Raw genomic sequence first — 12,433 nt, 5'->3', positions numbered from 1 at the left:
TCTGGTTGGCCGGATTGTCGTTCCAGTCAGTTCCTTCGTACAGGTGGGCCGGCATCATCTGCGTTCCGTACCATGCAAGGAAGGGAATGAACGGAGCGTAAGGATCCTGCAACTTGACCACGGCGGTATAATCGTCGGGACAGACCACTTCTGTGATCATCGCCACGTTGTTGTAAGCCGCACCCTTGTTGTTGACGATAGACTCGAGCGTGTACTTGACGTCTCTGGAAGTGAAGGCTTCTCCATCGTGCCACTTCACGCCTTTTCTCAGGTGGAACGTGTACTCCTTACCGTCTTCGGAGACTTCCCAGCTGGTCGCCAGCTGTGGAACCAGATTGTAATTGACATCCTGTGCAACTAGCTGATCGAAGATGTTTCTGTTCACCGACGCGCCGTAGTCGTCGGTTTTGGCGCATGGATTGAACCATATAGGATCACCCATGAAGGCAACCACCAGTGTTTGAGCCGCGAACGCAAAAGCCGTGAAGAAACAGATGGAAAGTAGCAGGAGCATAAACAACTTTCTCATAGAGCACCTCCCCTTGGTAGAAATGATGTGGAAAAACAACCCTGAAGAATAAGCCCAACTTTGCTAATCATACTATCACAACAACGACCGACCGAATCATTGGTAATTATAAAGTTATGAAATCGGAACTTTTGGAGAGTTATAGAAAGTATATGCACGATAGAAGATCATAAACAACTTTAATTGGCGAATATCGTTTCTCAGGCTTTAATCTTGCTAATCGGTGTATCATATTCTCATGAGAGGACGACTAGAAAGACCCCTGAACTGGATACTCGTCTTGCTTTTACAGATCGTGTTCATTAGTCGGTTGATGGCACTGTATCCGCAGTCTCTGGCAAGCGCGGTTCATATTTTCGATATCATCGGCCGGGGCGCCTATCTGTATCGGAAAGACGGTACAATGACCGTCATCTGCCATCCGGTGGACGAGGAGTTCTTCTGCTGGATGATGAACACCGACGGTTCGGCCGCCCAGCACGATCGCTCGGGATCTATGTATAGAGACCGGTTCGTGGTGGCCGACGGAAGTTATCCCGTTTTCGTGATGAACGTCAGAAACAACACAGACCATGCGATCACTTTCGGCTCCTCCGACATAACCATAAGCGAAATGAAGGTCTCGATCCTCGAACTCCGGAACGAAAGCTTTGAAATTGCCGAAACTATTACCGTTGCCGACAACTCCGAAATCAGGGTCTTCATATACACCGACGAGACGACAGTAAAAAACCGCTTGGAACTCGAGAAGCTGCTAGTTGATTTCAGGGAATTCTCCTTCGACTTTCGGAACAACCCCGCCTGGGACTTCCTCAAAAACGACATAGTGATATACCTGAAATACTGACCGGATACTCGATCTGTCGGGCTTGTGGAAATTCCAGAGAAATGTAGTATTCTGAATGTAGTTGCCACACATAATCGACTCGAACAGGTTAGAGATTAGAGAAATCGACACTACAAAGGTCACTTCGAAACAAAGTGCAAAGGGGGGACAAAAATGCCAAGGGTATCTACGATAGGATTACTGAAACGGAGCGAACAGCCAACGCTTGTAGTACGTACAGCAACGAGCGTTCAAAATCTGCCCGGACTGATAGGAAAGTGCTATGGAGAGATCGCGGCTTATCTCGGCGAGCTGGGAGAGTTTCCGGCAGATATCCCATTCGTGGCTTATCACAACATGGATATGCAAAATCTCGATGTCGAGATAGGCTTCCCCGTCTCATCGAAACTCTCCGGAAGGGGCGACATCGTTCAGGGATCGATTCCCGAAGGGTTGAACGTTTTCTCCATCTTCATGGGTCCTTACGCCCAGATGGAATCGGTGTACAGCGAGATGGCCGAATGGATAACGAAGAACGGATTCATTTCTACCGGAGTCGTTTATGAGCATTATTACAACGGTCCGGAGTTTCCAGAAAGCCAGCACCTCACAAAGATAGTGATGCCCCTTAAAAAGCCTGAATAAACGACACCACACCGATTGACTTTCGGTGACCCCGATCCAGGCGGGCGATACACGAAACGTAAAAGCTGTCTATTCAAATCCGCGTCTCCGGGGACTTTCTCTCTCTAAGAACAGCTGTCGGTTGTGCGTTGGGGGTTGTGGGTAATAGCAAGATGAAGGATTAAGGTCCGCATGAAGAGAAAATTGTAAGACTGTCATCCCCGTGCCCCGACACGGGATTTCTTTCTGCTCCCCCCTATACCTATAACTTGCAACTGGTTCTTCGCTATTCCAACCGCCAACTTCCCATCAGAAACCACGGTTCCGTTTTCTAAGCAATCTCTAAGCGGCTGTTAAGCGGACTCTAAGAAACACGCCGTAGACTGAGAATGTACCAAAAATCATATGGAGGTGTAAGAAATGAAAAAGATAGTGTTGATTACGATAACGGCTCTTCTAATTGGTGGAATGACACTGGCAGTAGGTTACGGAACGAAAGCGATGCAGAGGGTCCAGGACCCAACCTGTGAGAACTTCGTGGATGCAGACGGCGACGGAATCAATGACAACTGCCCGAACGGCGGTGTAAGAGAACTGAAGAATGCCCAGGACGGAACAGGCTACAGGCGTGGCGCCTCTGGCGAAAAGGGACCGGGACTCGGCAGAGGATTCGGAAAAGCGGCACAGCAGTAATTGCTAAAACCCCTACCCATTCAATTCAAGGGCCCGAAAGGGCCCTTGTTCTTGTGATAATAAAATCGAAGACAACAGACGTCAGGATCCCGTCAATCTTCATTTTCGCCTTGCCTGTCATCCCGTAGTGATCCTATACGGAATTTCGTTCTATTGATTAGATTAAGGAAAACTTGAAAACTTGTAATCCAGGTCATGATAACATCTTTTTGCGGCTCCATACTTGCAACGGAGGTCAAACTACTTTATGAAACTGATATATGCGACTACCAACATAAGCAAGATAGAGTATATGCGAAAGATGCTCGATGGTCTGGGGATCGATATACTGGCACCGGACAGGCACATCGCGCTCCCCGGGATACCTGAGGAAGGCGACACCCCGGCCGAAAATGCGTACATAAAGGCTCGAGCGTATTACGAAGTGATCGGAAAGCCTCTCTTTTCCTGCGACTCCGGCCTCTATATACAGGGTCTAGATGATAATAGACAACCCGGATCGAGAGTCAGGAGAGTCAACGACAGGGAATTGAGCGACGAAGAAATGATTGAGTATTACTCTAAGCTCGTGAAGGAGCTCGGAGGCATAGCGAGGGCGAGCTACAGGAACGCGATCTGCCTGATTATTGATCGTGAGAGAGTCGTAACTTACGACGGGGAAGACCTGGCCGAGAGTTTCCTGCTCGTCGATAAGCCCCACGCGATAAGAAAACCCGGCTTTCCTCTCGACTCGCTGTCGGTGGAAATCAGCAGTGGTGAGTACTTCGTCGAACTCTACGAAAAGGGAAAGATCAACAGCGATGGCTGCGATACGGGTTTCAGGAAGTTCTTCACCAGCTTAAGACTCAACTTACGATAATCCCGACTTGCGCAATTTGACTTAGCCGTGGTCACCCAGTGAGATAGGGTGAGAAAAATGAATTCGCAACTCGAGAATTAAGTTTCTCAGTCGGAATATGGATTAAATGAGCTTGTTTCCGGATCGGTAAACGCAAAACAGAAGCATATAATTAACAGTGACATTCTCTGTCGCCTGAGGACGATAGTCTTTGCTTTCCATATCCCGTGGAGGTGATCAAATGATGATAATCGCCAGCTTAATTCCACTCGTCATCGCGGGTCTTGCTATTGCCGGTATCGTTGTAATAGCCTACTGGATCGCGCTGATTATAAAGTACTTTTAGAAACCATAATCTAATTAGCGGGTGGAGACTGCCTGTTGAAATCGAAGCGATTCCCGCGTAGTTGTTTCCCATCAACTCAAACTGCCAGCAGTTAGGATTTTTCGGATTACGTACAATATAGAAGAAGTGATATGATGCAACTGTAGAATATTAGCATCGCGAACTTGCTTCGAATAGCCCTGAGGGTTGCCAATACGGTTTTACGAGTTTTCTAGCCGTACGGTCTTTCGATCATATTTTGCTTCCAGGAAAATGAATACCGGTGATCTGGCTCGATAATTCTGAGCCTTTTTGTTGTGCAAAACACATGAGACTCCTTACTCCTTTGAAGGGAGGCCATGGGAGAGGATGAGCGAGGAGCACAAATAGCCGTATCTTCTTTGATTACTTCATTCGAAGCCAGACATTCTTCACAAAACAAAATACTGTTTATGATTTTCAAGGAGGGGAATTGATAATGAGAAGATTGTTGATCGCCATTCTTTTCGTGTTGTTTATCTTCCACGCAAGTCTGTTCGCCTGTACCGATATCATGGTCGGAAAGCTTGCAACCACCGACGGTTCTGTCATTTCTTCACAGACTGTGAACGGTACATACGATTCCAGAATCATCATAGTGCCCGCGGCAGACCACGAACCTGGGGAAATGGCTCCCGTGTATGAGTGGATTGTCTACGGCGACAGGATGCCGCTTGTGAAACTCGGCGAAATCCCGCAAGTTGAGCACACGTACCAGTACTTTAACAACGCATATCCTTTTGGAAATGAGCACCAGCTCCTAATAGGGGAAACCACTCAGGGCGGTGCAAGAGAGACGGCAAATAGCGAGTATGCAATCATGACTATCGAGCAGCTAGAAGTCTTCGCTCTCCAGAGATGTAAGACGGCGCGTGAAGCGGTGCAGCTCATGGGTGACCTTGCCGTTGAATATGGCTACAGGGAGTCTTGCAATCTGGGAGAGGGCTTATCGGTTGCCGATCCAAATGAAGTCTGGTTTTTTGAAGTTTACGGAGTGGGACCCCTCTGGAAACCGGGTGAAGGTCCCGGTGCAGTATGGGCGGCCCAGAGAGTGCCTGACGACCACGTAAGCATTAATGGAAACTACAGCATGATAGGTGAAATCGACCTTAAAACTAATCGCCCACCAAATGTTCCTGAAGGTGACTTCTTGATCTGCGACAATTACCTTGATACAGCGATCGAAATCGGCAGGTATGATCCGAACAGTGGGGAACCGTTCGTTTGGAAATACGTGTACGGAAACATCAAGGGGAAATGGAGTTCAAGAACCGCAAGATTCTTCACGTTATTGAACCCGTCCGGCAACTGGGACTACAACAAGACCGATGACTATCCTTTCTCTTTCAAGCCGGACAACAAGCTATCGGTGTACGATGTCATCGAGCTCTTTAGAGATGTAGCAACTGGGACCCCTAATGACGCGGAAGCGGCCGAAGCATGGTACTACAAAGACAGCAAAGGTAATCTTGTGAAGAGCAACCTGGCCTCTCCTCAACCTGGAAACGATATCAAGGCACTTCTTGGGGTTGCGACGGTCAGTAATTTCGCTTCACATTCCACCAGCTGCTTCTATATAAACCAGTGTCGTAGCTGGCTACCCGATCCGATAGGTGGCGTTGTGTGGTTCGGGCTTTCCAACTCGCAGAAGACAGTCGTGGTTCCGCTTTACTGTGCTAACACCGAAGTCCCGGTGTCGTGGACAATAGTAAACAGAAGCGACAAGACCGTTGATAGAAATGCCGCCTACTATGCCTTCGCGACGGTGAACAAACTTTCTAACCAGAGGTACCAGGTTTTCATGCCTCAAGTCATCGAAGTCAGGGATCCGATACAACAGAGGCTGTACAAAATGCAGGATTCAATTGAAAAAGTGGCTCTGGAGCTATATAACCAGGATCCGGCTCTTGCGATCGAGTTCCTTACAAACTATACATCCTCTGTAATGCTAGAGGTCGAAAAGGCGTACTGGAAACTGGCAGACACTCTGGTGCTTCAGCTCCAATAGTTTCAGTCACTTAGTTCCATATAGAACATGAGCTGCCGACTCAGGTCGGCAGCTCTTTATGCCCTATTGACGGAATAACCTGTTTAATGCGTGAACTACTCAGCACTGAAGTGATGAGCTTGCTGCTTCATATAAGATAGCCCCTGTAGTAGCAGGTCTTACATCTTCTCCACAGGCATTACTTTCCGCAGTCCCGGCGGTAGTGATGCCTATATTTCTAATGTTTATCGCGGCGTTGATATCGCGATCGTTCATTGACCCACACGAAGGGAAGACCCATTTTCTGCCGGAATCTCCTTGATTGAAATCGAGAGTCTTCTTGGTGTTTGTTTATAAAGAAGCGGTGTTAGATTGCAGACTTTCGAAGAACTTACAATTCCTATTTGCGGCATCCAACAATCGATTCGAATTCACTACCAATGATTATACGTCTTTAGGAATTCGATCGCCGCTTCTTCATTCAGTGGTTTACTGATCAAGTACCCCTGTATTTTGTCGCAACCCCATCTCTCCAGATAATCTCTTTGCTTTTGGTACTCCACACCTTCCGCCACAACACAGTGTCCCAGTTTATGAGCCATTGAAATAATGTCACTGGTGATGGCCTCCTCACTTTTGAGGTACATCAGTCTATTTATGAAGGATTTGTCTATCTTAAGGCAGTTCACATTTAGATCCCTTTCCCTTGCAAGGGAGGAGTAGCCCGTCCCGAAATCGTCTATGGCTATATGAATCCCTGAATCACTAAGCTTGCCTAGAATACGGTTCATTTCCTCATAGTTCGAAGCCACGACCGATTCCGTGATCTCGATGCAGATCTTTTCAGGATGAACACGGGCATCTTTTATCATCTGGAAGAGGCTGCTTGCGAAGTCATCTCTCAGTAGCTGGATGGCGGAGACATTGATCGAAACACCTATTGAAGAGTGACCGAGATCGTTCAGCTTTTTCAGGAAGCGGAAAGCTTGAAGCATGATTCTTCTTCCGATCGGGACAATGAGCTTCGTCTTTTCGGCTATCGGTATGAATTCCAGAGGAGGTACCTGACCAAGCTTATCTATGTTCAGTCTGGACAGAGCCTCAAAACCAATTATCGCATCGGTTTTTAGTTCTATGATCGGCTGGTACTGCAGAAACAGCCTGCTGTAACTCTCATCGGCTGCGATTTCGGTGAGCGCGCGTTTTATTTCCTGCTCGCGTACCATCTGTTCTTCAATCGCCGCGTCGTAGAAACATATGCCTATCTCCCTGTTGTCGATATCGATAGCCCTCTCCGATGTGATAAGAAGTTTCTTCAGGAGTCCATCAACATCTCGTCCGTTCTCTTCATCTATTTCAACGATTCCTATTCCGCCACTAATTCTTTCAGTTATAAGAAGCGGTTCCAGGGTTTTTGCAATTTCCTCGGAGAATTCAGTCAGTTCATTCTTGTCCTCGTAGCCTTTTATATAGAAAGCGAATCGATTCTCGTATATGTTGAAAAGCACTCGCCCGCCGTTGCAGTATTGGCCGAGTATATCGGCGATCTTCTTATTCAGTTCCTGCGTGTAGTGAAATCCATATGTAGTCGTCAATGATTGCATCGCGCTCAGGTTGATGCTCACTACTGCCCTTTTCTCGTGAAATCCCCTTCTCGAATCGCTCTCCAGAAGATTCTCCATGTAGTTGCGGTTGTAAAGTCCCGTCCAGCTATCGTGTTCATAGCTGTACTTGAGATTTTCCTCGATCGCTTTTCTTCTTGTTATATCCTTAAGAAGAGCGATATGGGCAATTTCACTTTCACCCATAAGTTTGAGGGAAGCTACCGTCATTTCAACCCATACGATGGAACCGTCAGGCCTGACAAATCTCTTTTCCATTGCATAACTTTCGATTTCTCCTGATTTCAGCTTCTTATAATACTCTAGATCCTTCTCCAGATCTTCTGGATGCGTGATATTTGCCCAGCCAAGCTCGATCATCTCTTCTTTCGTCCTGCCGGCAATTTGTTCGAACATCGAGTTGATCTGTGTATCTACATCACTAATTGCATCTGAGGAGTCACTGCTGTAAGAAATCGAAATTCCAATCGGTGCCTGGTTGAAGATCGTATCAAACGTCGATCTTTGCTCGACAAGTTTCTGCTCTAGTCGCCGCTGTATTTTGATGAGCTCCAGATGAATTCCGACCCTTGTCTTCAGAGAAGCCAGATGAATGGGTTTTCTTATGTAGTCGACAGCTCCAAGCTCCAACCCTTTGATTTCATTGTCCAGCTCATCGTAGTTTGTCAGTATTATTGTGCGAATCCCCTCGTATTTTTCTTCCGACTTCAGGACTTTCAACACTTCGAGTCCATTCATTCTGGGCATATTCAGATCCAGGATTATCAGACCTATCTCATTGTTCGCGTCTATCTGCTTCATGGCATCTACGCCATCGCAAGCAGTCAATACATCGTACTCGCTCAAAATACGTTCGATAAGAACCCTATCTGTAGCCGAATCGTCGACAACCAGGATTTTCATTGACATAGATCATCCCCATTAAACAATAGAATCATCACAGACTCATAAAAAGGAAGCTTACAGAACTGCCCGCCATACTACACGCTCACGTGAACAGTATTAATCCATTTGAGCATACAGGAGAGTACGCTACAAATGGCTACTAGTCGTGACTTCCGTTTTGCTCATCTTCTTGCATCGACTTCTCACGAAATTAATGGCGGTCTTCAGGAGCAATAGCTAGTATATGAATAATAGCATATGCCCTTCGTCCAACAGCGCTTACACGCGAAAAAATCACAAACATCAATGCAGTCTTCATAATGATATTGTGTCTCTCTTTGATCTCCTGAATATCCTTCATGAGATCACCACTTTACACATAGTATTGGATTTTGCCGGACTGAACGTTTCGTAATCCAACCATTTGAAGACATCTACTCGGCCCTCAGGGCTTCTACGGGGTCTTTGTGGGCCGCCATGCGTGCGGGTATCAATCCGCCGAGCATCGTCAGCGCCACACTGACGAGCACCAACAGCAAGGCGTGCAGGGGATTCAATTGAGCTACTCCCGAGAGATTCGTGAGTCTGAGCAGTATTCTGTTTACCGGGAATGTCAGAAGATACGCTATGGCTATACCTAGAAGACCTGCACTTCCTCCTATGATGAATGTCTCCGCGTTGAAAACACGGGTGATATCTCTTTTTCTGGCTCCCAGCGAGCGAAGCACACCTATCTCTTTCGTCCTCTCGAGAACTGAGATATACGTTACTATCCCGATCATGATCAACGAAACTATCAACGAAGTGGCAGCGAATGCTATCAGTACAAGCGTGATTCCATTCAAGATTCCCCCTGCCGTGTCCGTAATAGTTGAGGCCAGGTCAGAGTATATAACCGTCTCTTCATCGCTCTTTCCCTCGTTCCAGGAGTTGAGATAGTCTATCACGCTTTCCTTTGCATCAAAATCTGCAGGATACAGGGTGATGGAGTGTGGAGCGCTATCGGCACCCAGAAAGGAAAGCATCGTTTCCTTTGTGATCGAACGGGATGAGCTGTTAGAAAAGCCGGCGTTGACTCTGGAAACGTTCAAAGAAGACGAGTCGGCTGCTTGGGGTTCGAAAAGCGCTCCGGTTAGCACATTGTAATCAACCTCTCTCTGCGCTTTAACGATTGCCGATTCATTCGCATCTTCAATGAAGAGTTGGGCCAGACTGTTAGAATACGCGATTCCTGCAGGTAAAAATGGTATTTCAACCTCGTCCCGGGGACGGATAATCCCGACAATCTTCAGAGTTATCGAGTTATCGCTTTTATACAATTCGCTGAGATCGTCTGCGGTTCCATTTAGAGTGAAGTAGTTGGAGCGCTGTACATAGTATTCATCGTTTGGAATCGCTTTCAGCTCTCTCCCGATTATGGTTTCGTAGTCTATGGTCTGTGAAAGGTAATCCATTCCAAGAGCCTGCAGTACAGATTTGTCGAGCTGATTCTTTTTATCAACTATCATAACCAGATCAGTTGTTTCTACTGGATATGAGCCCGCAAGGAGTAAGTAGCTCTTCTCCAGATATCCCGGTTGGTTGGGGTTAAGATTCTCCGGATAAGAAGTGAAGTTTATTGAGAAGGCGCTGACGGGTTTTGCAGTTTCTCCATCTGATCTGAGAAGATTCATGTTGACGAATCTCGTGTAGGAGATGCCCGAAAGCAGTTGCGGATCTATTTCCCCAATGTATTCTAGATACTCCCTCGAAAAGATATTAGTGTGAGTCTGTATATCTCCTTCGGGGTCGTGAGGATAGACATAGGGTCCTGGAGAATACACCGGTTCATTTCTAATCCGGAAGGGTCTTCTGCGCTGAGAAGCGATTTGGCTCGAGGTTATCTGGGTTGTAGTCTGAGTTACAGTGATGGGGAATGTTGAGAGAGTGTTGCTTTCGAATTCCTCGATCTTCTTGTTCAAGCCATTCGAAAGCGATAGAACCAGCGCAATACCGATTATGCCGATACCAGAGGCAAAAGAAGTCAGGGCCGTTCTCCACTTTTTTGTGGAGATGTTTGTGCCAGACAATTTCAGAGCTGTGAGGAAACTCATACCCGTCTTCTTAAGAGAAAACTTCGATTCCACTTCTATGGATTCAGGGGGGTTGCTATCTGAGACTACTTCACCGTCCTTAAGTCTGACAATTCTATCCGCATACTTATCGGCCAATTCCTGATTGTGAGTTACCAGTATTACCAGCCTGTCTTTCGAGATTTCTTTCATTATGTCCATTATTTGTTTGCTGGTCTGGCTGTCAAGAGAGCCCGTCGGCTCATCTGCCAGAACTATGTTGGGGTTATTGACGAGCGCCCTCGCGATAGCAACTCGCTGCATCTCCCCCCCAGATAGTTGATTGGGTCGCTTGTGAGAGTGTTGCTCGAGATCTACCTTCTTCAGCGCTTCCATGGCCCGCTTTCTTCTCTCAGCCGACGAAACGCCACTGAGCGTCATCCCCATTCCTACGTTGTCCAGAACGCTCAGGTGTGCTATCAAGTTGTAGTTCTGGAAAACAAAGCCTATACTGTTGTTTCTATACGCATCCCAGTCGGCGTCTCTGAATTCCTTAGTCGATTTTCCGTTGATTATCACATCTCCCTCATCGTACCTGTCGAGTCCGCCTATTACATTCAGGCAAGTTGTCTTACCCGAGCCGCTTGGCCCCAGAATCGCCACAAACTCGCTTTCTCTGAATTTCAGGCTCACCCCGTTCAGCGCGACTTGCGTGAAATCTCCGGTTGTATAGCTTTTGAAGATATTCTTCAGTTGTAGCATAGTCTTCATCCCTTTCGCCAGTGAGTATACTCTGGTACAGGCAAATGTTATTATGAATCGATAAACCGAAGATAAACTCCGGTTTTTTCAGCGCGGTGTGATGTCTAAAGACTAAAGCATTCCCCAAAAGAGATTAAGGGGGGCAGTGAGAAAAAACGCCAATACTCCTATTGTGACAACCTTAGCCATTTGTCCGGGAGATTGATAAAGCACAAAAAACGTGCCAATCCATAGAATCATCTCCAGGCCGTTCCTGATATCGAGATACCAGAAACCAAAGGCAAAAGCCTGTCTTGTCATAAACATGAAAATTAGAGCCGAGATAATAACGGGAATAATCCCATTTCCTCTCGCGTACCAGCATACAAATGCCATAAATGGTGAAATGAATGCCATTGTAATCCAGATCATCATATATGATTCCGGAAAGAAGCCGGCTACAAGTGCAGTATAGAGATAATAGCTGCCCACCATTCCGACGAAAAACAAGAAAACATTGGTAGCTGCCCTGAAGGGGGTTTTGCTGTATACGGAAATCAACACGGCAAAGAAAAGCCAAATCCCCATCCGTGAAAAGAAATTCCTTAAATCCAGAACCTCAAGCATTGGAGGCAACAGATTACTGGCTGTTTCATCGAGAATCTTTGAAGTTGTTCCCAGTAAAATTCCTGCAAGCAGTACAGAAAGCGAATAGAGTATTTTCTTGTGTATTGTTATCGATACCGGTTCTCTGATCTTATTGAGGAAGCCCAACACGTTATCATCTCGCATAATAAAAGCATTATCGCCTAACTAGAAAACTTAAGACACCTGTTCCGCGGAGTTGTAAAATTCCTGCTTTCCGCATCTTCCACATGACCTTTTCAATTCTCACTCCCGGGAAGATGCACTCCACTGACAATCTTACCATCAATTATGAACAAGACACGCTCGGTCTTGGCCACCGCCGAGAAGAACACGAGATGAGGAGAGAAGGCGAGACGAAGAGCCGGGTCTGGGGTTTGGGGTCTAGGGTCTGGTAAGAAGCGTCAGGAGCCGTCCTTCGTACTTCGTCCCAGATCATGGACCCGTCCTTGGAGAACCTGAGATCAGAGGCGAGAGTTGAGAGGTCTGAAGAGCGAAGAGATCTTGGTTTTCTTACCTCTAAACTCATCCCTCTTACCTCTGTTCCCGCTCTTCGCATGGGGGTGTTCCCGTAGGTAAAGGGCTCCGCTTAAACTTTCTTTTCCGTCTTGAAGAAAACCCTCACAGA

General features: G+C 46.8%; 9 protein-coding genes and 1 pseudogene. 5 read left to right on the top strand and 5 right to left on the bottom strand.

The genetic code is table 11. From position 1 onward, the window contains the following. On the bottom strand, positions 1 to 529 hold a 529-nt coding region (locus PKX57_RS09295; RefSeq protein ID WP_472416944.1), incomplete at its 3' end, for an ABC transporter substrate-binding protein. Between the two features lie 280 nt (positions 530 to 809). Between PKX57_RS09295 and PKX57_RS09290 the strand changes: the two genes are divergently transcribed. The 5 genes from PKX57_RS09290 (at position 810) to PKX57_RS09270 (ending at position 5,882) form a co-directional block, all read left to right on the top strand. Continuing rightward, a complete protein-coding gene (locus tag PKX57_RS09290) occupies positions 810 to 1,376 on the top strand; it encodes a hypothetical protein (RefSeq protein ID WP_472416942.1) in 567 nt (188 codons plus the stop codon). Positions 1,377 to 1,529: 153 nt separating this feature from the next. Continuing rightward, complete coding sequence (locus tag PKX57_RS09285; RefSeq protein ID WP_213922296.1) at positions 1,530 to 2,000, top strand: GyrI-like domain-containing protein; 471 nt, start codon at positions 1,530 to 1,532, stop codon at positions 1,998 to 2,000. Positions 2,001 to 2,399: 399 nt separating this feature from the next. Next, on the top strand, positions 2,400 to 2,672 hold the full coding sequence (locus PKX57_RS09280; RefSeq protein WP_213922297.1) for a hypothetical protein: 273 nt from the start codon (positions 2,400 to 2,402) through the stop codon (positions 2,670 to 2,672). Positions 2,673 to 2,919: 247 nt separating this feature from the next. Next, positions 2,920 to 3,531, top strand: coding sequence for a non-canonical purine NTP pyrophosphatase (locus PKX57_RS09275; RefSeq protein WP_472414887.1), 612 nt, complete (start codon positions 2,920 to 2,922; stop codon positions 3,529 to 3,531). 782 nt (positions 3,532 to 4,313) lie between these two features. Then, entirely contained in the window at positions 4,314 to 5,882 is a 1,569-nt protein-coding gene (locus PKX57_RS09270) for a dipeptidase (RefSeq protein WP_472416940.1), read from the top strand. A 99-nt stretch (positions 5,883 to 5,981) separates the two neighbouring features. Here the strand turns inward: PKX57_RS09270 and PKX57_RS09265 are convergent. The 4 genes and pseudogenes from PKX57_RS09265 to PKX57_RS09250 all read right to left on the bottom strand — a co-directional run. Then, a pseudogene (locus PKX57_RS09265) lies at positions 5,982 to 6,167 on the bottom strand (hypothetical protein); the annotation flags it as partial. A 128-nt stretch (positions 6,168 to 6,295) separates the two neighbouring features. Further along, on the bottom strand, positions 6,296 to 8,392 hold the full coding sequence (locus tag PKX57_RS09260; RefSeq protein WP_472416938.1) for a two-component system response regulator: 2,097 nt from the start codon (positions 8,390 to 8,392) through the stop codon (positions 6,296 to 6,298). A 410-nt stretch (positions 8,393 to 8,802) separates the two neighbouring features. Next, positions 8,803 to 11,181, bottom strand: a complete 2,379-nt coding sequence (locus PKX57_RS09255) for an ABC transporter ATP-binding protein/permease (RefSeq protein ID WP_472416936.1) — start codon at positions 11,179 to 11,181, stop codon at positions 8,803 to 8,805. 111 nt (positions 11,182 to 11,292) lie between these two features. Continuing rightward, positions 11,293 to 11,937, bottom strand: coding sequence for a DUF6518 family protein (locus PKX57_RS09250; RefSeq protein WP_214048089.1), 645 nt, complete (start codon positions 11,935 to 11,937; stop codon positions 11,293 to 11,295). Between the last annotated feature and the right edge of the window lie 496 nt (positions 11,938 to 12,433).

The organism is Mesotoga sp. (assembly GCF_035363035.1).
Lineage (GTDB): Bacteria > Thermotogota > Thermotogae > Petrotogales > Kosmotogaceae > Mesotoga.
The sequence above is the reverse complement of the archived record's forward strand: the minus strand, read 5'-3'. Positions and strand labels throughout refer to the sequence as shown.

What these genes read in the sequence shown, in the direction of transcription:
- PKX57_RS09270 (WP_472416940.1), top strand. Translation starts at nt 4,314, where the DNA reads ATGAGAAGATTGTTGATCGCCATTCTTTTCGTGTTGTTTATCTTCCAC.
- PKX57_RS09260 (WP_472416938.1), bottom strand. Translation starts at nt 8,392, where the DNA reads ATGTCAATGAAAATCCTGGTTGTCGACGATTCGGCTACAGATAGGGTT.
- PKX57_RS09285 (WP_213922296.1), top strand. Translation starts at nt 1,530, where the DNA reads ATGCCAAGGGTATCTACGATAGGATTACTGAAACGGAGCGAACAGCCA.
- PKX57_RS09280 (WP_213922297.1), top strand. Translation starts at nt 2,400, where the DNA reads ATGAAAAAGATAGTGTTGATTACGATAACGGCTCTTCTAATTGGTGGA.
- PKX57_RS09255 (WP_472416936.1), bottom strand. Translation starts at nt 11,181, where the DNA reads ATGCTACAACTGAAGAATATCTTCAAAAGCTATACAACCGGAGATTTC.
- PKX57_RS09275 (WP_472414887.1), top strand. Translation starts at nt 2,920, where the DNA reads ATGAAACTGATATATGCGACTACCAACATAAGCAAGATAGAGTATATG.